The following is a 22,456-nucleotide window of genomic DNA, read 5'->3' on the forward strand; positions in this document are numbered from 1 at the left end:
TGAGTCACTTCTTTTTTATCATGTTTGGGCAATTAATTTTACAACTTACCTTCATATCCTCATGGCCAACTTCTGTTGTCGGCTTTATTATAACTTTTTTATTGAATAAATTTTGAATTCTTGTAAGGTTGTCATTGTCTTCTCCCCTTAATACCTCGGCTACAGAGGGATGAACCTCAACCATAATAGCATTTGCTATTGTTTTTGTAAAGTATTTGCTTATCTCTTTTTCAACATTCCGTGCTACAGACTCGGGCGTAAGTATTTTTCCCCTTCCCTCACAATAAGGACAGTCATGGAGCATCATGGATTCCAGACCTTCTCTCACCTTTTTCCTTGTCATTTCAATGAGACCTAAGCCAGTCATACCAACCACAGTAGTTTTTGTACGGTCCTTTTTCAACACCTGCTTTAAAGCTTCCAGTACCTGACGCTGATGCTCCGGCTCATGCATATCAATAAAATCGATAATGATTATACCGCCAATATCCCTAAGCCTCAATTGCTTTCCAATCTCTTTAACTGCATCAAGATTGGTTTTTAGCACAGTTTCTTCCAAATTGTTTACTCCGACATATTTTCCGGTATTTACGTCTATGACGGTAAGAGCCTCGGTTCTCTCAATTACAATATATCCTCCGCATTTAAGCCAGACCTTTTTAGCCAATGCCTTCTGTATCATGCTGTCAATCTGATAATATTCAAATAAATCAATGTTTTTGTTGAAATACTCAACCCGAAGCTTCAAAGCCGGTGAAAGCATTTCAACAAGTTCAAGAACCTTGTTGTATTCCTGCCTGTCATTAATAACAAATCTATCAATGTTCCATGTAAAAATATCTCTGACAGCTCTATAAATTACACTCAAATCCTTGTGTAAACAACGGGGAACCGGTCCGCCCTGTTCTCTCTGCTTTATCTTTGCCCAAAGTTTAACCAAAAAATTCAGATCATTTTTAAAATCTTCTTCTCTTTTCCCTTCAGAAACAGTTCTCACAATAATCCCCATATTCTTGGGCTTAATCTTTTCTGCAATTTTCTTTAGCTTCGCCCGCTCTTCTTCCTGCTCTATTCTCCTGGAAATACCGATGTAATCGGCATTAGGAAGAAGTACCATCTGCCTTCCCGGCAGCGTTATATGGGTAGTAACTCTAGGTCCTTTCGTCCCTATGGGCTCTTTGGTTACCTGCACCGTTATCTCTTGACCCGGCCTTAATATCTCTTCAATATTATAACTTTTTACTTCATTGTAAATATCTTCTTCATCTTCCGAAAACTCTTTCTGAGGTATGGCATCTCCGACATACAAAAATGCATTCTTTTCATACCCAATATCTATAAAAGCCGCCTGCATACCAGGCAGAACACTTTCCACTCTTCCTCTGTAAATATTGCCGACAAGTCTCTCCGAATCGTTTCTTTCTATAAATACCTCAACCAGTTCCCTGTCTTCCAAAAGAGCAACTCTTTTTTCATTAAGCCCCACGTCTACTACAATTTCGCTAACCATTCTACCACCTCATACAAATAGTAATACATGACCCCCCAAAGGATCCGTCAACTTTTCTTTGTTTCCTGTAAAAAGACCGGAACGATGAATTTTCAAAATATCAAAATCAATACCTGAATATTTGCCAAAAGCCCTGATAACAAATTCCGGTTTTAAATTTGCCATACTTCCCGCAGCAAGCAGCATTTTAAAACAGAAAACCACCGGTTCTTCAATTTGCCTAAATTGATTATCCTCGGCTTTAAGCATATCAATATATCTTAAAATCCAGGGATTTACACAGCTGTTTTCTGCAAAATCAGCTTCCGCATTACCTAAAGCATCCACATTGACACTGTAAATCATTGGCCGTATATCAATTTCCTTTATCTTTCCCTTGGATTCTTTTTCAAAAAATATTCTCTCCTCATTAAGAAAATTCTGAAGCTCTCTTTTCAAGTCCTCTATTACAACTTTTCTATCCGCCAAAACCAATACCTCATATGAGGCTCCCGCAACTTGAGCCATAATATTGGAATTTGTATGGCTCTTTTTTGCATCAACAATTCTTATGCCCTCCGGAAGATTAGGATTGAGTCTTTGTGTGAATTCACCGGGCTCAATATCATTTTCAAGTTCAAAATCGGCATACTCCGATTCACTGGTAACTCCAACAGAAAGGGGAAGCCCAAACACCATGTGGGGGTGAGGGTTGAATCCCTGCGAATATGCCATGGGAATCTTGGCACGTCTTAGAGCTCTGTCAAACATCTTCATCAAATCCAAATGAGAAATGTATTTTACTTCCTCATCCCGTACAAATTTTACCCTGATACTACTCAATGCAAACTCCCCCTTCAAACACAGCTATCCCACAACCGGAACAGTTTACTCTGCAGTTTGGGGTAACTTCCTCTTTTAAAGCCTTTTCATGTTCTCTTTTTAAGAATTTCTTTGAAACCCCGACATCAATATGATCCCAAGGTAAAATCTCATCATATGACCTTTTTCTGTTGGCATAGAATGAGGGGTCAATTCCGCATTCAAAGAAAGCCTCCATCCATTTGTCAAACTTGAATTGCTCTCCCCAACTGTCAAATTTGCAGCCTTTTTCAAAGGCCCTAAGCAGCACTTTCCCCAATTTTCTGTCTCCGCGGGCAAAAATGGCTTCCAAAAAGCTAAGCTGCGGATCGTGCCAGTTGTATTTGATGTTCTTGCTTTTTATTTTACTTTTTAAGAAAAGCTGTTTTTCTCTTAAAGTGTCCATAGTGTCTTGCATTTCCCATTGAAAGGGCGTAAAGGGTTTTGGAACAAAGGAGGATGTACTTATAGTAACATTAAGCCCTTTGCCTCTTTTCTCTTTTGGCGTACTTTTATATGCATCAACAACTTTATATCCAAGCTCTGCTATGCCTTCGATATCATCAAAGGTTTCCGTAGGAAGTCCCAGCATAAAGTAAAGCTTTACTCCGCTCCAACCGCCTTCAAAAGCTGTGGAAACAGATTTTATAAGGTCTTCTTCGGTTACACCCTTGTTTATAACATTGCGAAGCCTCTGTGTTCCGGCTTCAGGTGCAAAAGTGAGACCGCTTTTTCGAACCTTCTGTGCCTTTTCCATAAGCTCAAGGGAAAAGGAATCCACCCTAAGAGACGGAAGCGAAAGGTTTACCTTTTTGGGCTCCATCTCTCCAATCAGTCCGTCGGTAAGCTCTTTTAGCTCCGTATAGTCGCTTGTGCTGAGAGAAGTTAAAGAAATTTCCTCATAGCCGGTACTCTCCTGAAGCTTTCGGGACAACTCCAAAAGCCTGTCCGCCGACCTTTCCCTTACGGGCCTGTAGATAAAGCCTGCCTGACAGAACCTGCATCCCCTGATGCAGCCCCGGAATAATTCAACCATTATCCTGTCATGGACAATTCCCGTAAAAGGAACCACTATTTTTTCCGGGAAAAAGACCTTGTCCAAATCCTTTATGATTCTTTTTCTTATTATCTTCGGATACTCGTCCTTTTTGGGCGAAAAAGAATTTATCGTACCGTCATCGTTGTATTTCACATCATAAAACTGAGGCACATATATTCCCTCAATTGAAGATATGGAATGCAAAAACTCTTCCCTGGGCAGGTTTTTCTTTTTCCACTGTACATACACATCCATAACTTCATTAATTATTTCCTCGCCTTCACCCGTCATAAAAAAGTCTATAAAATCAGCCAAAGGCTCAGGATTGTATGCACAAGGACCTCCGGCACAGACAAAAGGATGCTCCTTTGTCCTTTCGCTGCTTAAAACAGGGACTTTTGCAAGGTCCAACATATTTATTATATTTGTATAGCTCATCTCATACTGAAGGGTAAAGCCTATAAAATCAAATTCCTTTATAGGGTCATGGGTCTCAAGGGCAAAAAGAGGTATATCATACTCCCTCATTTTTGCTTCCATGTCAACCCAAGGAGCAAAAACCCTTTCACAGTAAGTATCAGCCCTCTCGTTCAGAAGATGATACAAAATTTTCATACCTAGATGAGACATTCCAACTTCATAGACATCTGGAAAACAGAAAGCAAACCTTATATCAATATCCTTTAAGTCTTTCCTGACACTATTCCACTCATTTCCAGTATATCTTGACGGTTTCTCCACATTTTCCAATATTCTATCACTAACTCTAATACCCAACTTAACCTCCATAAAAACCAAATGAATAGATATATAATATCACGTATATGTTTGATATATACCAAAGTTAAAACAAAATAAATATGTTCCAACTCTTATACCTTATTCTGAATTTTCAAACCATATTTTGCCCAAATCCAATTACCCACATATTTTATAAACATGTTTTATATATATAATAATAACCAATATACACTTTTTTATCAACATCAACCTATATTAGCGGAACATCATATTCAGCAAATCTATTCCATTTCAATTTTACCGGATACAGGAAATATCTGAACCCATGTTTGTCCGGGATTTAAAACTATTTCTTTTCCTTCGCTGTCCAAATATTTGGTTCTTTCCGTCCTGGAGGCTTTTGACCATGTAATCTCAATGCACTTTCCGTTGGTAATATAATAACCTTCTCCGCTTCCTACAGTGTTAACCTCCTGCCTTCCTGCCTGGTCTCCCTTTATATCATAATTTTTGACCTTTTGAATAATAATATTCTTTGTCGTAAGCTGTTCTTGAGTCTGCCTTTCGATATGGGGCTTTCCGTTTCTGAATCTCAAGTAAAGCTTTTTGTCGCCGTCATACTCATAATAGGACTTGTACTCTTGAGAGTATGAAAGGTTTATTTTTTCTGCCTTTTTACCGTTTGTGAGCTCTTGGTCTTTCTCGCTATATTTAAATACCATTTCTTTATCGGTAGTGGTTTTATAATTTACTTGCTTTACATATTCCTGAAGCTTCTCCATGGATGTATAGGTGTCCTGCCAGTTTGACTTGTCATTGGTAATATCCCAGAAAACACCGTAAGCACCGTTTATATTGTTTATCTTGAATTTTGATATGTCGGACATGGCCATAGGACTCCATCCGATATGCACATAAATTGCATCGTGCTCCATTGCATAGTCAAGGAAATAATGCCGTGCGCTTCTGACGGGACCTATAAGTTCTGTTTTTTGCCCCCAGAATACGGGCATAAATCTCGTTATGCCCCCCTCAACAATTGCCTCATAAATAACCTGTGCCTGGCTCATTCCTCCTTGGGGTAGGCAATTTGAACCCTGATTGTCAATCATTACGGCATAAGGTCTTACTCCTTTTTCAGGGAAAACAAAATCAATTTTTTCTTCAGCGCTGTCCGGTTCGGGACTTTGCTGGTCCATATAATCGAAGTTGATATTTTCCTCTGTAGGCATAGGACTTGCATCTATGTCATTTCCCGTATCTCGGCTTTTGCCGCAGGAAACGGCAAACACCATAAGTGCCAATACTCCAAATAAAATTGCTACCTTTTTAAAAGAAATACTCTTTATCATTTTAAACCCCCATTATCTTTTGTGAATCACGTTATATTTCTACATAAAAAAGTAAAATCCTTTTAATTTCATCAGAAAAAAGCAATTTATGCCTACATTCCCCGTATAAGTAAAACCCCGAATCTGAATCTTAAAGCACCAGATCCGGGGATGTCTCTTTTACTACTCTTCGTCGAATTCGAATTCTTCTTCCATTCTCATTTTAAACTCTTCAAAAACAGCCTCCAATTCATCATCATCTTCAACAGTCACAAAGCTGTCTTCACCGTCTTCATTCTGCTCAATTCTTAAAACAACCACTTCCTCTATGTCCTTTTCTTCTTCAGTCTGTTCAACCGGCAAGAGAACCACATATTCGTTCCCATTGTACTCAATTGTATCCAGATGCTCAAACTCAGTTTCCTCGCCGTTTTCATCAATTAATACCACAAGATCGTCTCTTTCTTCAGTCATAAAATATTCCTCCTATTTTCCATTATCAAATATAGATTATATCACAACCTTCGATAAATTCCAGTACATATAACTATTATTTTCACTTTCTCAATATTTATAGCAAAAAAATAATTTTTACAAAACCCTTCCCAAGCTGTCAAGATATCCTTGCAGAATATATACCGCAGCAATTTGATCCACTACCAGCTTCTTTTTTGATTTTTTCACTCCCATTTCATGCATGGTCCTGTTGGCAGCAACAGTAGTAAGTCTCTCATCCCACTTTATTACTTCAATATTTTTTATCCTTTCCTTTAAAAATTCGATAAACTCTATTGTCTTCTCTCCCCTGGCCCCTACAGTACCGTCCATGTTTTTCGGGAAACCTATAATGACAGTTTTTACATCATACTCCTCAATCAATTCAGATATTCTCTTAATCGGAACCTCCACATCCCCTTTCCAGTTTATGGTTTCAAGTGCTTGAGCTGTCCATCCCAACGGGTCGCTAATGGCAATCCCTATTCTGCTGTCGCCGTAATCAATCCCCATTACCCTCATAGATACCTCCGCCACTTCATTATTATTGTTTCGGTTCAGAGTTTTTTCTTGCAAATTATGATACTTTGATAGCAAATACAGGACATACCGATGCGCAGTAGCTGCATAATACACATTTTTCTTCCGAAACTTTCGCTTTTTTGTCAACCAAGCTTAGAGCACCTTGCTTGCATCTTTCCACGCATCTTCCGCAACCTTCACACCACCAGTCAATATGAAGCTGTCTCTTTTTACTCTCAAGACTATTTTTGACATCTTGAGGCACTTCTCTACCCTCAAATATGCAGACATTCATAATAACCTCCTCTATTGACTGCATACCGAGAGCTATGGAATGTATATACGGTATATTTAATACAAAATCCATTGCATCCTTATAGGACTTAACCAGATTACCCCCACCCAAAGGCTTCATGCTGTATATGCCTTTTCCTGCCGAATAAGCCTTTTCAACGGCTTTGAGCATATCGTCAATTGTTCCGTCTCCTATACCGATACCGGTCTTGTTTACTATGGGATGAATTACATCAACCTCCAGCATCTCACAGCAGGCTTCCACAACTTCAACATTGTGGGTAGATACCCCAACCGCTTTTATTATTCCCTTTTCCTTCATAGAAATATAATAATCCAGAGCTTCTCTATGCCCCTTTAATGTAAGCCTGCTTTCCTGCTCATGAAGCAAAAAAATGTCTATTACATCGATATCCAGTTCCTTTCTGGCTTTCTCAAGACTTTCTTTGGCTCCTTCAGTGGAATAAGCATAGGACTTTGTCGCAACCACAATATTTTTGTTTGTTTTTTTGAGCGCCTTTCCAATGTGGGGATAAGTGCCGTAAAGTTCTGCCGTGTCAATAAAATTGACCCCAAGCTCAAAAGCCTTTAAAATTATTTCGGCTCCAAGCTCAGGAGTAAGATTTGCTTGAAGAGGCCCAATTATAAGTCCGCCAAAACATAACTTTGAAACTTCCAAACCTGTGTTACCCAGTTTACAATATTCCAATTGCCACACCAGCCTAACAACTTTATTGTTTATCAAATGAAACCGTATAAAAAACTCCGTACATATCATACGGAGCCTTTATTGATAGATTCTTCCAGATAGCATCTTAATATTTCCTCTAAAAGCTCGTCCCTTTCCAATTTTCTGATAGAACTTCTGGCATCCAGATGATTAGTTATGTAGGTCGGATCCCCCGAAAGAATATAACCTACAATCTGGTTAATGGGATTGTAACCCTTCTCTTTTAAAGCCTGGTATACAGACAAAAGCAATTCCCTGGCTTCGTTAACCTTTTCTTTTTCAACATTAAACATCATAGTTTCATTGTTTGACATAACTAATCACTCTCCTGTCCAAATAAGGACTAATGGTAAATAGCACCAACCCAAGTCCATAACACTACGCGTATATATATATATAGTAATACAACAGGATAAATTATGCAATATTTTTAAGAGCAATTCACATCAATTCTGCTTATTTGATTATGTTGTATCTTTTATTATCGCAATTTCCTTGAAATTTTAACAAACTTCAAACTAACATAAGAGTCAGCTTACAATCTCGCCTATAATATAATCATCCTTGGTATCCTTTAGAAGAACATTAAAAATTTTCCCCTCTAAATCTCTGTTGCCCCTGCATTCAACCCTTATATAATTTGGTGTCAGTCCTTCCATAAAACCTTCCTTTTCCTTTACTTCCTGCTCAAACAACACCGGCAAAATCCTGCCCGTGAAGCTTTTGTTGTACTGTAGGGTCATCCGGGAAGAAAGTTCAATCAATCTTCGGCTTCTTTCTTCCTTTTTTTGCGGTGAAACCTGGTCAGGATAAGATGCCGCAGGTGTGCCCTTTCTGCGGGAATATTTGAATATATGCATCCTCGCAAAAAAGACTTCTTCAAGGAACTTATACGTTTCGTTGAATTCTTCATCGGTTTCTCCGGGAAATCCAACCATTACATCGGTTGTAACGGCGACATCCTTCAAATTATCCCTAAGAAGCTTTACAGACCTAAGATACTCCTTAGTAGTATACTTTCTGTTCATCCTCTTTAAAGTACTGTCACATCCGCTCTGAAGGGAAATATGAAACTGAGGACACAGTTTTTCCATTCCCGCTATTGCGTCAACAAAACTTTCCGTCACTGTTGTGGGCTCAATTGAGCCGAGCCTGATTCTTTCTATCCCTTCAATTTCATGAACCTTTTTTATAATATCAAGCAAAGAAGTAGTCTTTATATCTTTTCCATAAGATGCAACATGTATTCCGGTAAGTACTATTTCTTTGTAGCCGCTTTGTGCAAGTCCTGTCACTTCCCTAAGTATGTTTTCTTCCGGGCGGCTTCTTACAGGACCCCTTGCATAAGGGATTATGCAGTATGTGCAAAACTGATTGCATCCCTCCTGTATCTTAATAAAGGCCCGGGTGCGTTCCTTGTAAACATCAACACCCAATTCCTCAAATTCCCTGGTCTTCATTATATCTTCAACATAATTTCGCTTACCGCCAAAAGACTCAAGCTCCTTCAGATACTCTAAAATTTTGCTCCTGTCCTTGGTTCCGACCACCATGTTTACCCCTTCAATTTGGCTTACTTCCTCCGGAGCAGTCTGGGCATAGCAACCGACTACAATAACTACGGAATCCCGATTGTTTCTTTTTGCTCTCCTTATCATTTGCCGTGACTTTCTATCACTCAAATTTGTAACGGTACATGTATTTATCACATAAACATCGGCTTCTTGCTCAAAGTCAACTATCTTATAGCCTGCTTTTTCAAACATCTCGGTAATTGCCTCAGTCTCGTATTGGTTTACCTTGCAGCCTAATGTATAGAATGCAGCTCTTTTCATTGCTTGTTTAAAACTCCTCTACTTTATTTTGATATGAAAAAAATAGTTATAAAATACTAAGTAAATTTTAGCAATATCACGATTGACTTGCAACTTCAAACAGGTTAATATAATAGCAGGAAAATAAATAATGCCGAACGAATATAAAGGGGGAAATTGTATGAAATCATTTAATATTTCACTTAAGTCCATCACTGATGTTAAGGATTTTGTTAATATAGTTAATAAATATGATTTTGATATTGATTTAACATCGGGACGTTATGTGGTTGACGCAAAATCCATCATGGGCATCTTCAGTCTTGACTTAAGTAAACCCATCAGAGTAGATGTTCACACTGACGATTGCGGAAATTTCTGCGAAGAAATCAAAAACTTTATGGTTTAGCTTGTAATGAGGAGGTAAATAGATTTTACCTCCTCATATTTGTTATCCTTTCTTTTCATTCTCGGTGTTTCAAGCTTCTGACCTGTTATATATCTTCCTCCGACAAAACTGAAATTCCGTTTCTTATAAGAAGCTCCGAAGTTACGCCGTTGCCCTTTTTTGTTTTTCCCGAAAAGGTACCGTCGTAAATGCTGCAAAATCCGCAGGACGGACTTCTGGCCTTCAGTATTGCTTTTTTGACCCCCATGGTCCTTGCAATGTTCAGAACCTCCTGTGCGCCCTTTATAAAATGCTCGGTAACGTCTTCCCCGTTTTTGGTCATTACTCTGCTTTTGCCATCTAAAACATCCGCACCGTCACCGTCCAATATTTCAGACGGAACTCTCGGCGTAGGGCATCCCCCTAGCTGCTCAGGGCATACCGGTATCAAGGTCTCCTTTGAACCAAGTTCTACGACCTTGCTGTTTAAATTGTTCTTTCCGTTGTATTTACAATTCACTCCAAGTAGACATGCACTTACAAGCAGAATAGCAGTTCTCCCCCTATACTTCTATTTTTTTCACCTTTTTCTTTTTTCCCTGGACGTGAAGAATCACAGCTTCATCCATTATCTTTCTTTTGCGTTTTCTTTTGGGCTTTACATCTTCATCCCAGTCAGAATCCATGGCTTTTTCATCGCTTTCCGTATTGCTGTTGTCAACAAGGGTAAATTCTATTTTGCGTGTGGCAATATCGGCTTTAATCAGCATAACATTTACCACATCACCTATTTTATAAACCTTTCTGCTTCTTTCTCCTATCAGGCTGTAAGTCTTTTCATTATAGACATAATAGTCGTCCTCCAGGCTGCTCATTCTTACCAAGCCCTCTATAGTGTTTTCCAATTCCACAAACATACCGAAAGACGTTACATTTGAAATTATGCCTTCAAACACTTCTCCTTCATGCTTCTTCATAAACTCAACTTTCTTTAAATCCTCAGTCTCTCTCTCTGCTTCTTCCGCAGCCCGTTCTCTTTCAGAACAAAGCTTTGCAACCTCAGGAAGCCTGCCGTTTAACATATCCTCTCTTTCAGGTTTTACATTTCCCTTTAAGTATTCCTTCATTATTCTATGAATAATGAGGTCAGGATACCTTCTAATAGGCGATGTAAAGTGGCAATAGTACTTTGCGGCAAGCCCGAAATGCCCGCTGTTGATATGGCTGTATCTGGCTTTTTGCAAAGACCTCAGCATAACTGTGCTTATTATGGTCTCCTCTTTTGAACCTCTGGCCTTCTCCAAAACGTCCTGTAAAGCCTTAGGATGAATTTTATTTATGCCTTTTAGTGTATATCCCATGTTGTGTACAAATTCGCTGAATGCCTCAATTTTTTCCGTATCGGGGTCTTCATGAATTCTGTAAACAAAAGGTGTATTGGTCCAGAAAAAGTGTTCTGCAACTGTCTCATTGCATACCAGCATGAACTCTTCAATTATGTTATTGGCAATAGTCATTTCATATCTTTTAACCTCAACCGGCACACCTTTTTCGTCGAGTATTATTTTCGCCTCGTCAAAGTTAAAATCGATGGCTCCCCTGTCCATCCTCTTCTTTCTAAGTATAAGAGCCAATTCTTTCATCGTGCGGAAAGTGCCGCAGAGGTCTTTATAGCGCTCAATAAGTCTTTGGTCATCTTCCTCAAGAATTTTGTAAACGTCGGTATAGGTCATTCTCTCATTAACGTTTATTACGCTCTCAAATATTTCATGATCCACAACCCTGCCGGCTCTGTCAATCTCCATCATTACGGTAAAGGCAAGTCTGTCCACTTGAGGATTAAGACTGCAAATACCGTTTGAAAGTTCTCTTGGCAACATGGGTATAACCCTGTCCACCAAATAAACACTGGTACCTCTTTTCAAAGCCTCTTTGTCTAAAGGAGAATTTTCCTTAACATAGTAGCTTACGTCAGCGATATGAACTCCCAAACGATAATTTCCATTGGGAAGCCTTTCAATGGATACAGCATCATCCAAGTCTTTGGCATCTTCGCCATCAATAGTGACCATCGTCAAATCCCTAAGGTCGCGCCTTCCCTTTAGCATATTCTCGGTTACAGTCTGGCTGATGGATTTTGCCTCTCTAATAACCTCCTCCGGGAAGTCCTCTCTTAAGTTGTAAGCCTTGATAATAGACAGAATATCCGAGCCCGGCTCATCTTTGTCGCCAATTATTTCGATTATCCTTCCCTCGGCATTTCTTCTTTTTGCCGGCCATACAACAATCTCTGCTACTACTTTCTGCCCTGATTTTGCACCATTTATCTCATCTTTTGGAATAAAAACATCTCCCGATATTCTCGGGTCATCTGGCACCACAAAGCCGAAGTACTTGCTGCTTTCAAAGGTACCAACAATAGTCTTGTTAGCTCTTTTTACAATTCTAATTATTTCTCCTTCGGCCCTTTTGTCTCCTATGCCTTTTTTGTTGATCCTCGCGATGACCCTGTCTTTATGCATGGCACCATTTAAGCCGCCGGAAGGAATAAATATATCCTTTATGTTTTCGTCATCGGGAATTAAAAATCCATACCCATGCTCATTTCCCTGAAGATATCCGCATATTAAATTCATCCTCTCAGGGACTCCGTATCTGTTTTTCTGGGTTTTGAATATTCTGCCTTCTTCTTCCAGTTCGTTGAGCAGGTTTTCAAAATGTCCGATTTCACTTTTTGGGACATCCAGTACAGCAACCAATTCACTGAATAAAAGAGGTTTATATGCATCCTCCCTCATAAACGCCACTATTTTTTCTTTTCTATCCATCATATTTCCACAAAGCTGTATATAATTACAGCATTTTCCCTCCTTCTCATATTAGTAATTGGCCTGATTGTACTATTTTCCCCAAAAAGTACACTCTTTAATATATTTTTTTAAAATTACACCAAATAAAAAACCAAGATTATTAAACCCTGGTTTTTTGAATTATTTATATTATGGGCTTCTTTAAAAAGCTCTTAGAGCCCCAAAACGTAAGAAATTTTTTTCATAGCTTCCAAAGCGATTTCAATAAATTTTTCCAAGGAAAGTCCCAACTGTTCACAAGACTTTATCTGCTCTCTGTTTGCACCTTTTGCAAAACCTTTTTCATTCATCCTTTTCATAACAAAATCAACAGTCACATCTTCCAATTTTCTAGAAGGAAGAATTAAAGCAGAAGCTGTTATAAGACCCGCAACAGGGTCAGCACAATACAAAGCCTTGTCAATTTTTCGCTTTCTTTCAATACCATGATAATCATTGTGGGCTTTTACAGCATATATGATTGAACTCTCAATGTCAAGAGACTCCAAAATCTCAGCCCCGACCAAGCTGTGCTTTGAAATGTCGCCCGCTGTTTTTTCACAATCAATGTCATGAAGCAACCCGGCCAAGCCCCACTTGTCAATATCTTCTTTAAAGTAAAAAGCCAAATCCTTCATTATTGCTTCAACTGCAAGAGAATGTTTTATCAAGTTCTCATTTTCAATTCTGCTCTTTAACTCTTCCAGTGCTTGTTCCCTTTCCATCGAAACCAATACCTCCAATTTAATATTGAATAGCTTAAAACAATTAAAATATAACCCAACCAACAACCAAAAACTCATCGTAACTAATAAAGCTTGCAGACAAACTCAAAGCCCAATATTATATTACTAAATTAGAATAATAATTACAAGGAATAAAATAGAGTTTTAAGTATAAATTATATCAACAAGAAGAAGGGCATAAAAAGCAGCAAAAAAAGGAAACTGCGTATACAGTTCCCTCTTTTCGATATCTTATTTCGAAGTAATAATAAGCTGCAATACAACTGAAGTAATCAGGAATCCTATAGCTGCAACTGCTGTATATTTACTTAAAATAGCATCAATAGTTTTTCCCTTGTTCTTTCCAAAAAAAGTTTCAGCGCCACCGGCAATAGAACCTGACAACCCAGCCTGCTTACCTGACTGGAGCAATACAATCACAATTAATGATATTGAGAAAATCAAATGAAAAATAGTAACTACTATTTGCATGCTAAAGGCACCTCCTAAAAAATTGACAAGATACATTGTAACATACTAATTCAAAGAATACAAGCACCAATACCAATGATTTTTGAAAGTTTTTCATCTCGTGGTGTTCTTTTTATAGTATCTTGTCTTTTATACGGTAATATATCTGCCTTCTTTTATCTATTGTCCCAGTCTTGGTCTCTTATTTATTTTTCAAGTTAAACCATGCTTCAAGTCCGGGATAGCGGCTAACTGCCCCTATTTCCTCCTCTATTCTTAAAAGCTGATTGTATTTTGCCACACGGTCGCTTCTAGAGGGAGCTCCGGTTTTTATCTGACCGGCATTGGTTGCCACAGCAATATCGGCAATTGTTGCGTCTTCAGTCTCTCCGGACCTATGGGATACAACTGCAGTATATCCTGCACGGTTTGCCATTTCTATAGCATCAAGGGTTTCGGTAAGTGTTCCTATTTGGTTTACTTTAATAAGTATGGAGTTGCCCACTCCCATTTCTATACCTTTCTTAAGTCGGGTTGTATTTGTAACAAAGAGGTCGTCGCCAACAAGCTGGATTCTCTTTCCGAGTCTTTCAGTGAGCATTTTCCAGCCTTCCCAGTCTTCTTCCGCAACACCGTCTTCCAGAGAAATAATCGGATATTTATTAACCAGTTCTTCCCAGTAGTTTATCATCTCTTCCCTTGTTTTCTTCACACCGGATTTCCAGAAAAGATATGTTCCGTCTTCCTGGTACATTTCTGTGGAAGCAGCGTCTATTGCAATTCTAAAATCGTCACCCGGTTTGTATCCGGCCTTCTCAACTGCCTCCAATATAACCTGAATGGCTTCCTCATCGGTTTTAAGGTTCGGAGCAAAGCCTCCCTCGTCTCCTACGGCTGTACTGTAGCCTTTATCCTTTAATACTTTCTTTAGATTGTGGAAAACTTCCGCACACATTTGAAGGGCATTTCTAAATGAAGCAGCGCCTACCGGCATTATCATAAATTCCTGAATATTTACACTGTTATCTGCATGCTTTCCCCCATTTATTATATTCATCATGGGAACTGGAAGAGTCTTTGCATTTACACCGCCAATATACTGGTAAAGACTTATACCAAGTGCTTCAGCAGCGGCTTTTGCCGTCGCAAGGGAAACTCCCAAAATGGCATTGGCACCCAACTTTGACTTGTTCGGAGTGCCGTCCAAGCTTATCATAAGGTTGTCAATAGCCGCTTGGTCAAATACGTTCATACCTTCCACTTCAGGCGCAATAATATTATTTACGTTTTCCACGGCTTTTTGCACACCTTTGCCCATATATCTGCTTTTGTCGTTATCCCTCAACTCTACAGCTTCAAAGGCACCTGTGGATGCACCTGACGGAACTGCCGCTCTGCCTATAAATCCGCCTTCTGCTATAACCTCCACCTCTACTGTAGGATTACCCCTTGAGTCGAGTATTTCTCTCGCAAATACGCTTTCAATTTCCAAGTACTGTTTCATTACTCATTCTCCCTTCATGTAGCTATTTTTGTATTTTAAAAATCAACATTACATCCCCTATTATATTGCCCCAAAGCTAAATTAATAGAAGGCATTTGTTGCAAAACCATAGTATATTTTATCCATAATGTCCAAAGTTAAAACATTTTTTAATATTTTCATTTTAATATTTTCATAAATTCAAATCAATCTTTTTAGATGGCCTCATCGACACTTTCACAGACAATATCGCAGTCAATACCAAAGGTGCTTAAAAAGGCTTCCACCGTTTCAGGATCAAATTGTGTTCCCGAATTGCTTTTCAGTTCTTCCAGCACCTCATTCATATTCATTCCTTTTCTATAAGGACGGTCCGACAGCATGGCGTCAAAGGCGTCTGCCACACACAAAATCCTGGCTTCCAGCGGTATCTCCTTGCCTTTTTTCCCGGTGGGGTATCCTTTGCCGTCATACCTTTCATGATGATATTTTATAGAATCAATCAGCATCTCAATACTGGACAAAGGCTCCAATATGTCAACACTATACATTGGATGCCTGCGCAGACACCTCATCTCGGCAGAAGTCAGCGGCTCAGTTTTATTAAGTACAGTTTCGGGAATCTCCACTTTTCCTATATCATGAAGCAGTGCAGCTATTTTGAGGAGCCGCAATCTTTCACTTCCAAGACCCATAGCTTTTCCAATCCTCACGGCGTATTCCATGACGCGTTCCGAATATCCCAGCGTATATTTATCCTTTGCCGAAACCGTACCGAGAAGAGCTCTCAATCCCCCAAGCAACTGTTGCTCATCTGAGTTAAAAAATGTCTTTATATCCTCAAAAACATCCCTATAGATTCGAACGTTGTTTCTTCCCATGTTTTTGGCCTGATATAAAGCGCTGTCAGCCTGCATAATCAAGTCGACCTTGTTTTTTGCAAGCTCCGGATACATTGAATATCCCACAGACAAGCTGATTTCGTTTTTATGCATCCTAAACTCTTCTGTGTTCAAAAAAGCTGAAAATTCTTTTCTTATCTCTTCAATCATTAAAAGAATGCTTTTAGAATCGGCATCAGGCATTAATATTGCAAATTCATCTCCCCCATATCTGCAAACAATATCCTGCTGTCTTGCACCTGCGGTAAATATTTCGGCGGTTTTTGAAAGAAGCCTGTCCCCTGCTATGTGTCCAAGGGTATCGTTATATCTTTTAAAATTGTCCACATCAATCATCACCAACGCCAAAGTACCTTTTCTTATGTTTGCCTTCTCAATTTCTTCTTCAAGTCTGGTCTGAAAATATCTGTGATTATATACACCGGTAACTCCATCAACGCAAGCCAGCCATTCCAGCTTACTTATGTGTTTTCTCTCCTGCTCGCAAGAATAGGCAACAATTATCGATACAATCATCACCGCCACTCTGGCTGCGGAAAGGTTTACAAGAAGGCCGGGAGCGCTGTCTGCTATTATTCTTAAATTACCCTCCAAATGACCGGCTTCATTTGCCAACACTATATATATCTGCCTCGATATGTTAAAAAGACGCATTGATGCCAAACCGTTGGTTATTAGGGACAAGGACATTCCCATATAGCCGAAACGATAAGATAATAAAATTGAAAGTCCGATTTCAAATATTCCCGTTACAGCCCTAAATTCCACCGGCAACATACCTGATGCCTGTATTATTACAATAATCACATGAATTGACGCAATGATAAAAAATAACTTGGAAGACTCATTTTTGGGCATTCCCAACCACGACAAAAAACTTTCTTTCTTGTCTTTTTGAAGATCATTTTTGTGACTAATTGTCTTGTCAAACGTTCTAATCATAGCGACCTTCCTTTTTCATATTGCCGGGCCCCCTCCTTGGCAGAACCCAAAATTCATTATCATTGAAAAATACATAATGTCAGATAATCCTTTTCTTTTAAGAAACAACAATTTTATTCTACAATAATTTACTACAATATGAATGGATTTTCAAGAAATATTTTCTATTTTGTTCAATTTTTTATACTCCATAAAAAAACTTCAGCAATAATGCCGAAGTTTCAGGTATATTTTTATTTAATATTCAAAACAAATTGATATTATTTTACAATCAATGATTCTCCTGTCATTTCTTTGGGCTTTTCAAGTCCTAAAATACCAAGCATTGTCGGAGCAAGGTCTGCGAGCCTTCCTTCCTTAAGCTTGACATCTCCCAATCCTGCAACAATAAGGGGAACAGGATTTGTTGTATGTGCCGTGAACGGTCCTCCGGTTTCATAATCTACCATTTGTTCGGAGTTTCCGTGGTCTGCAGTTATTAATGCCACACCGCCCTGTTCAAGTATCGCAGGCACAACCTTGCCGAGGCACTCGTCAATGGCTTCAATTGCAGATTTTGCCGCCTCAAAGACTCCTGTATGACCAACCATGTCAGGGTTCGCATAATTTAATATTATTACATCGTATTCCTTTTTATTTATGCACTCCAACACTTTGTCGGTTACTTCGTAGGCGCTCATTTCAGGCTTCAAATCATATGTTGCAACCTTCGGAGAATTTATCAATACCCTGTCTTCTCCTTCATAAACAGCTTCAACGCCTCCATTAAAGAAGAAAGTAACATGGGCATACTTTTCTGTCTCGGCAATTCTAAGCTGTCTCAATCCATTCTTGCTGATATACTCTCCAAAAGTATTTTCAAGGCTTTCAGGCTTAAATGCAACAACAACATTTTCAAAAGTTTTATCATACTGGGTCATGCAGACAAAGAATACCGGGAAATATCCCTTTTCCCTTTCAAAACCGGAAAAATTGACATCCGTAAAGGTTCTGGTGATTTCTCTGGCTCTGTCGGGCCTAAAGTTGAAGAATATTATGGAGTCATTTTCTTCAATGGTAGCCACGGGAGAGCCGTTTTTCATAATAACCGTAGGCTTTACGAATTCATCAAACTCCTGTTTTTCATAAGATTCGGCAACTGCTTCTTTTGCGCTTGAAGCTTGGTTTCCTTTTCCAAGAACCATGGCGTCATAGGCAAGCTTTACCCTTTCCCATCTATTGTCACGGTCCATGGCATAATATCTTCCCATGACGGTTGCAATTTCGCCGATGCCAATTTCTTTAATTTTGTTCTCAAGCTCCTCTACGTAACCCATCGCACTGTCCGGCGGAACGTCTCTTCCGTCAAAGAAGCAATGAACATATACATCTTTCAGATTCTGTTTTTTTGCAAACTCCAGCAGGCCATACAGATGGGTATTGTGGCTGTGAACACCACCGTCGGAAAGGAGCCCGAAAAGATGCAGCTTTGAATTGTTCTTTCTGCAGTTTTCGGCAGCATCCAAAAACTCCTTCTTCTCAAAGAAGTCCCCATCCTGAATGGATTTGGTTATCCTTGTGAGTTCCTGATATACAATCCTTCCTGCACCAATGTTGGTATGTCCCACCTCGGAATTTCCCATTTGGCCTTCAGGAAGTCCAACATCCATACCGCTGGTACGGACTATTGTATTGGGATATTCCCTCATAAACCTGTCTATATTCGGTTTATTTGCAGCCTCTATGGCATTTCCCTCTTTCTGCGGGTTAATACCGAAACCGTCTAAAATAATCAACGTCACAAGCCTGTCTTTCATTTTTATACACTCCATTTCAATTTATTCACTAAGTATCAAATTGATTTAAATCCTATTTATATATACCACATTTTTAGGTATTTGAATATAGTTAAATAAAACAGTCCCTTTAATTTTTGGCGGGACTGTTTTTATTTAAACTATACAAATTTTTAAAGCCTTTTAATTACTTGTTGTACTTTGCAATTTTTTCAAAGTCATCAAGTTTGAGACTTGCGCCTCCTACAAGACCTCCGTCGATATTCGGCATATTGAAGAGTTCTGCTGCATTGGCTGCATTAACGCTTCCGCCATACTGAATTCTGATAGCTTGGGCAACATCGTCTCCGTAAAGCTCTTTTACGCAGTCTCTTATTATTGCACAAACTTCCTCAGCCTGCTCGTTTGTAGCAGTCTTTCCGGTACCAATAGCCCAAATGGGTTCATAAGCAATTACAGTCTCTTTTACCTGTTCTGCAGAAAGGCCCAATAAAGCAATCTTAACCTGGTACCTTACCAATTCGGCAGTAACTCCCTGCTCTCTCTGAGTCAGTGACTCACCCACACAGATAATCGGCTTTAAACCGTATTTAAATGCCGCATGTGCCTTTTTATTAACTGTCTCGTCAGTCTCACCGAAGTACTGTCTTCTCTCGGAGTGACCGATAATAACATAGTCAACTCCAAGCTCAGCCAACATAGGACCTGCAACTTCTCCCGTAAAAGCGCCTTTTTCCTCCCAGTGCATGTTTTGAGCCGCAACCTTTATATTTGAGCCTTTTGCCGCTTCAATAACGCCCGGCAAACATACAAAGGGTACACCTACTACTACTTCGGAATCGGCATCTGCCACTCTTCCTTTTAAAGCCTCAACAAACTCAACAGCTTCTTTTGCTGTCTTGTTCATTTTCCAGTTTCCAGCTGCAATAATTTTTCTACTCATAACCTTGTCTCCCCTTATTTATCCAATAATACATCAATTCCCGGCAATACTTTTCCTTCGAGGAACTCCAATGATGCTCCGCCTCCGGTTGAGATGTGTGTGATTTTATCTGCAAAACCAAGCTGTTCTACGGCTGCAGCAGAGTCTCCGCCTCCTATTATTGAGATTGCTCCGGAATCGGCAACTGCTCTTGCCACTTCCTTTGTACCGTTCGCAAAGTTAGAGAACTCAAATACTCCCATAGGTCCGTTCCATACCACAGTTTTAGCATTCTTGATTGCTTCTGAATACAACTTAACAGTTTCCTCACCAATATCCATACCCATCCATCCGTCGGGAATTTGATTTGAAGATACTGTCTGGCGTTCTGTGTCATTGCTAAACTCTTTACCTACAACATTGTCTACAGGAAGCAATAACTTAACTCCCTTGCTTTCTGCTTTATCCATAAGACTTTTTGCAAGTTCTACTTTATCGTCTTCACAAAGAGATGTACCTATGCTGTATCCCTTTGCCTTAAAGAAGGTATATGCCATACCTCCGCCAATTATAAGAGTGTCAACCTTGTCAATGAGGTTTTCTATAACACCAATTTTGTCCGAAACCTTGGCACCGCCCAATATTGCCACAAACGGTCTTTCGGGATTTGACAGTGCCTTGCCCATGAAATCGATTTCCTTCTGGATAAGGTATCCGCATACTGCCGGCAGATAGTCGGCAAGACCTGCTGTTGAAGCATGAGCTCTGTGAGCTGTACCAAACGCATCGTTTACATAGATTTCTGCCATGCTTGCCAATTCTTTTGCAAAAGCAGGGTCGTTTTTAGTTTCTTCCTTGTGGAACCTAACGTTCTCAAGCATTAAAACTTCGCCTTCATTTAATGCAGCTGCTTTTGCTTTTGCATCAGGACCGATAACATCCTTTGCCATTATTACTTCTTTTCCGAGAAGTTCACCAAGTCTCACAGCAGTTGGAGCCATGCTGTATTTTTCTTCAAAACCTTCCTTCGGCCTTCCAAGGTGTGAAACCAGTATAGTTTTTGCACCTTGGTCAACCAAATACTTAATGGTTGGAAGCGCACCAACTATTCTCTTATCATCAGTAATCTTTCTGTTTTCGTCCAAAGGCACATTAAAATCAACCCTGACTATGACCTTCTTACCTTTTACATCAACATCCTCAATGGTCTTCTTGTTCATCATTGACATAAATATTCACGCTCCCTAAACATATTGAACATTATTGTATTATTGATTTTAAAACCGCATTTTATGTATAAACGTCAAAAAATGCCTCTAGTTGACCGTTAACATTTTACCATCTTTTTATCATACTTTTCAATAGTACAACGTAAAATTTATCTATTTTTTAACAAAGTTTTTGCTTAAACAAAGAAGCTTAAATTCAAAAAGGCCCGGTTTTAACCGAACCTTTTCTTATATCTTCAGCAATAATTATTTCGCATCAACTGAAGCCATATAAACTATCAAATCAACAACTTTGTTTGAATAACCCCATTCATTGTCATACCATGAAACGAGTTTTACAAAGTTGCTGTTGAGGGATATACCTGCATCAGCATCGAAAATTGAAGTACGGGAATCGCCGATAAAGTCTGAAGAAACAACTGCATCTTCAGTGTATCCCAAGATACCCTTCAATTCATTTTCTGAAGCCTTCTTAACAGCTGCTTTGATTTCATCGTAAGTAGCAGGCTTTTCAAGACGGCAAGTCAAGTCAACAACAGATACGTCAAGAGTCGGAACTCTGAATGCCATACCTGTCAATTTGCCGTTCAATTCTGGAATAACCTTTCCAACAGCTTTTGCAGCTCCTGTTGATGAAGGAATGATGTTGCCTGCTGCTGCACGTCCGCCTCTCCAGTCTTTCTTTGAAGGACCGTCAACTGTCTTTTGAGTTGCAGTTGTAGCGTGTACAGTAGTCATCAAGCCCTCTACGATTCCAAAGTTTTCATGAATAACTTTAGCCAGAGGAGCAAGACAGTTTGTTGTACATGAAGCGTTGGATACAACGTTCATATCCTTTGTGTATTTGTCATTGTTTACACCCATAACAAACATTGGAGCATCTGCTGAAGGAGCACTGATAACTACCTTCTTTGCACCGCCCTTGAAGTGAGCTGAAGCCTTTTCTGTAGTTGTGAATACACCGGTGGATTCAACGATGTACTCTGCTCCGCATTCGCTCCACGGAATCTCAGCAGGATCCATGCAAGCATAAACGCTTATTTTCTTGCCGTTTACAACGAGTTTTCCGTTGTCTTCTGAGATTTCACCTTTGAATTGGCCATGTACTGTATCATACTTTAACATATATTGCATGTATTCAAGGTCAATAAATGGGTCGTTTATACCAACAACTTCAACATTGGGGTTGTTGAGACTAGCCCTGAATACAAGACGTCCGATACGTCCAAAACCATTGATACCTACTTTTACTGCCATTAATATCGCCTCCTATGTAAATTAAAATTTGAGTTAATGCTTATATTAGCTGCCATACAGCATGAATGCAGTAAGAAATTCATCCTCTGGCAAGTATATCTTGCACCATGTTTCATTTTATATTATTTTATTTTTATTTTCAATAGTTTAGTTAAAAATAATTAATTTTTTAACAAAGTATTTTTATCTTCCTTGGA

General features: G+C 39.2%; 20 protein-coding genes. 1 reads left to right on the forward strand and 19 read right to left on the reverse strand.

All coding sequences use genetic code 11. The features are described from left to right. Positions 1–4: 4 nt before the first annotated feature. The 9 genes from PLH43_RS02130 to mtaB all read right to left on the reverse strand — a co-directional run bounded on the left by PLH43_RS02130 (position 5) and on the right by mtaB (position 9,337). Positions 5–1,510 carry an Rne/Rng family ribonuclease gene (locus PLH43_RS02130; RefSeq protein WP_324359591.1) on the reverse strand — a complete coding sequence of 502 codons (1,506 nt, stop codon included), beginning with the start codon at positions 1,508–1,510 and terminating at the stop codon, positions 5–7. 9 nt (positions 1,511–1,519) lie between these two features. Continuing rightward, entirely contained in the window at positions 1,520–2,332 is an 813-nt protein-coding gene (locus PLH43_RS02135) for a TIGR03936 family radical SAM-associated protein (RefSeq protein WP_324359593.1), read from the reverse strand. Beyond that, entirely contained in the window at positions 2,325–4,166 is a 1,842-nt protein-coding gene (locus tag PLH43_RS02140; protein ID WP_324359595.1) for a TIGR03960 family B12-binding radical SAM protein, read from the reverse strand. Before PLH43_RS02140 ends, PLH43_RS02135 begins: the two co-directional genes overlap by 8 nt. A 245-nt stretch (positions 4,167–4,411) precedes the next feature. Then, positions 4,412–5,482 (reverse strand): DUF3048 domain-containing protein, encoded by a 1,071-nt coding sequence (locus PLH43_RS02145; protein WP_324359597.1) that lies wholly within the window; start codon positions 5,480–5,482, stop codon positions 4,412–4,414. A gap of 162 nt (positions 5,483–5,644) precedes the next feature. Next, positions 5,645–5,935 (reverse strand): DUF1292 domain-containing protein, encoded by a 291-nt coding sequence (locus PLH43_RS02150; RefSeq protein WP_324359598.1) that lies wholly within the window; start codon positions 5,933–5,935, stop codon positions 5,645–5,647. Between the two features lie 117 nt (positions 5,936–6,052). After that, positions 6,053–6,478, reverse strand: a complete 426-nt coding sequence (gene ruvX / locus PLH43_RS02155) for a Holliday junction resolvase RuvX (RefSeq protein ID WP_324359600.1) — start codon at positions 6,476–6,478, stop codon at positions 6,053–6,055. A gap of 55 nt (positions 6,479–6,533) precedes the next feature. Beyond that, entirely contained in the window at positions 6,534–7,481 is a 948-nt protein-coding gene (locus PLH43_RS02160; protein WP_324359602.1) for an aldo/keto reductase, read from the reverse strand. A 65-nt stretch (positions 7,482–7,546) separates the two neighbouring features. Beyond that, complete coding sequence (locus PLH43_RS02165; RefSeq protein WP_324359604.1) at positions 7,547–7,816, reverse strand: IreB family regulatory phosphoprotein; 270 nt, start codon at positions 7,814–7,816, stop codon at positions 7,547–7,549. 216 nt (positions 7,817–8,032) lie between these two features. Continuing rightward, entirely contained in the window at positions 8,033–9,337 is a 1,305-nt protein-coding gene (mtaB, locus tag PLH43_RS02170; protein WP_324359607.1) for a tRNA (N(6)-L-threonylcarbamoyladenosine(37)-C(2))-methylthiotransferase MtaB, read from the reverse strand. 160 nt (positions 9,338–9,497) lie between these two features. Between mtaB and PLH43_RS02175 the strand changes: the two genes are divergently transcribed. Then, a complete protein-coding gene (locus tag PLH43_RS02175; RefSeq protein WP_324359609.1) occupies positions 9,498–9,725 on the forward strand; it encodes an HPr family phosphocarrier protein in 228 nt (75 codons plus the stop codon). 85 nt (positions 9,726–9,810) lie between these two features. Here the strand turns inward: PLH43_RS02175 and PLH43_RS02180 are convergent, their stop codons facing one another. The 10 genes from PLH43_RS02180 to gap form a co-directional block, all read right to left on the reverse strand. Continuing rightward, entirely contained in the window at positions 9,811–10,254 is a 444-nt protein-coding gene (locus PLH43_RS02180; RefSeq protein ID WP_324359681.1) for a DUF523 domain-containing protein, read from the reverse strand. 13 nt (positions 10,255–10,267) lie between these two features. Then, on the reverse strand, positions 10,268–12,535 hold the full coding sequence (gene rnr, locus PLH43_RS02185) for a ribonuclease R (RefSeq protein ID WP_324359612.1): 2,268 nt from the start codon (positions 12,533–12,535) through the stop codon (positions 10,268–10,270). A 191-nt stretch (positions 12,536–12,726) separates the two neighbouring features. Further along, positions 12,727–13,278: an HDIG domain-containing metalloprotein gene (locus tag PLH43_RS02190; protein ID WP_324359614.1), complete on the reverse strand. Its 552-nt coding sequence runs from the start codon at positions 13,276–13,278 to the stop codon at positions 12,727–12,729. Positions 13,279–13,530: 252 nt separating this feature from the next. Beyond that, the gene (gene secG, locus PLH43_RS02195; protein ID WP_324359616.1) at positions 13,531–13,770 is read right to left on the reverse strand and encodes a preprotein translocase subunit SecG; all 240 of its coding nucleotides are present in this window, start codon (positions 13,768–13,770) and stop codon (positions 13,531–13,533) included. Between the two features lie 181 nt (positions 13,771–13,951). After that, positions 13,952–15,253 carry a phosphopyruvate hydratase gene (gene eno / locus PLH43_RS02200; protein WP_324359618.1) on the reverse strand — a complete coding sequence of 434 codons (1,302 nt, stop codon included), beginning with the start codon at positions 15,251–15,253 and terminating at the stop codon, positions 13,952–13,954. 194 nt (positions 15,254–15,447) lie between these two features. Beyond that, positions 15,448–17,076, reverse strand: coding sequence for a diguanylate cyclase (locus PLH43_RS02205; RefSeq protein ID WP_324359620.1), 1,629 nt, complete (start codon positions 17,074–17,076; stop codon positions 15,448–15,450). A gap of 260 nt (positions 17,077–17,336) precedes the next feature. Beyond that, positions 17,337–18,872 carry a 2,3-bisphosphoglycerate-independent phosphoglycerate mutase gene (gpmI, locus tag PLH43_RS02210; RefSeq protein WP_324359622.1) on the reverse strand — a complete coding sequence of 512 codons (1,536 nt, stop codon included), beginning with the start codon at positions 18,870–18,872 and terminating at the stop codon, positions 17,337–17,339. A gap of 166 nt (positions 18,873–19,038) precedes the next feature. Further along, positions 19,039–19,794 carry a triose-phosphate isomerase gene (gene tpiA, locus PLH43_RS02215; protein ID WP_324359624.1) on the reverse strand — a complete coding sequence of 252 codons (756 nt, stop codon included), beginning with the start codon at positions 19,792–19,794 and terminating at the stop codon, positions 19,039–19,041. Between the two features lie 14 nt (positions 19,795–19,808). Next, positions 19,809–21,002 carry a phosphoglycerate kinase gene (gene pgk, locus PLH43_RS02220; protein WP_324359626.1) on the reverse strand — a complete coding sequence of 398 codons (1,194 nt, stop codon included), beginning with the start codon at positions 21,000–21,002 and terminating at the stop codon, positions 19,809–19,811. Between the two features lie 246 nt (positions 21,003–21,248). Next, positions 21,249–22,259, reverse strand: a complete 1,011-nt coding sequence (gap, locus tag PLH43_RS02225; RefSeq protein ID WP_324359628.1) for a type I glyceraldehyde-3-phosphate dehydrogenase — start codon at positions 22,257–22,259, stop codon at positions 21,249–21,251. Between the last annotated feature and the right edge of the window lie 197 nt (positions 22,260–22,456).

Source organism: Acetivibrio sp. (genome assembly GCF_035371925.1).
GTDB lineage: Bacteria > Bacillota > Clostridia > Acetivibrionales > Acetivibrionaceae > Hungateiclostridium.

Coding starts and splice junctions, on each gene's coding strand:
- ruvX (WP_324359600.1), bottom strand. CDS start 6,478: ATGAGGGTAATGGGGATTGATTACGGCGACAGCAGAATAGGGATTGCC.
- eno (WP_324359618.1), bottom strand. CDS start 15,253: ATGAAACAGTACTTGGAAATTGAAAGCGTATTTGCGAGAGAAATACTC.
- PLH43_RS02165 (WP_324359604.1), bottom strand. CDS start 7,816: ATGTCAAACAATGAAACTATGATGTTTAATGTTGAAAAAGAAAAGGTT.
- PLH43_RS02130 (WP_324359591.1), bottom strand. CDS start 1,510: ATGGTTAGCGAAATTGTAGTAGACGTGGGGCTTAATGAAAAAAGAGTT.
- tpiA (WP_324359624.1), bottom strand. CDS start 19,794: ATGAGTAGAAAAATTATTGCAGCTGGAAACTGGAAAATGAACAAGACA.
- PLH43_RS02175 (WP_324359609.1), top strand. CDS start 9,498: ATGAAATCATTTAATATTTCACTTAAGTCCATCACTGATGTTAAGGAT.
- PLH43_RS02150 (WP_324359598.1), bottom strand. CDS start 5,935: ATGACTGAAGAAAGAGACGATCTTGTGGTATTAATTGATGAAAACGGC.
- mtaB (WP_324359607.1), bottom strand. CDS start 9,337: ATGAAAAGAGCTGCATTCTATACATTAGGCTGCAAGGTAAACCAATAC.
- PLH43_RS02145 (WP_324359597.1), bottom strand. CDS start 5,482: ATGATAAAGAGTATTTCTTTTAAAAAGGTAGCAATTTTATTTGGAGTA.
- gap (WP_324359628.1), bottom strand. CDS start 22,259: ATGGCAGTAAAAGTAGGTATCAATGGTTTTGGACGTATCGGACGTCTT.
- PLH43_RS02190 (WP_324359614.1), bottom strand. CDS start 13,278: ATGGAAAGGGAACAAGCACTGGAAGAGTTAAAGAGCAGAATTGAAAAT.
- pgk (WP_324359626.1), bottom strand. CDS start 21,002: ATGTCAATGATGAACAAGAAGACCATTGAGGATGTTGATGTAAAAGGT.
- PLH43_RS02205 (WP_324359620.1), bottom strand. CDS start 17,076: ATGATTAGAACGTTTGACAAGACAATTAGTCACAAAAATGATCTTCAA.
- rnr (WP_324359612.1), bottom strand. CDS start 12,535: ATGATGGATAGAAAAGAAAAAATAGTGGCGTTTATGAGGGAGGATGCA.
- gpmI (WP_324359622.1), bottom strand. CDS start 18,872: ATGAAAGACAGGCTTGTGACGTTGATTATTTTAGACGGTTTCGGTATT.
- secG (WP_324359616.1), bottom strand. CDS start 13,770: ATGCAAATAGTAGTTACTATTTTTCATTTGATTTTCTCAATATCATTA.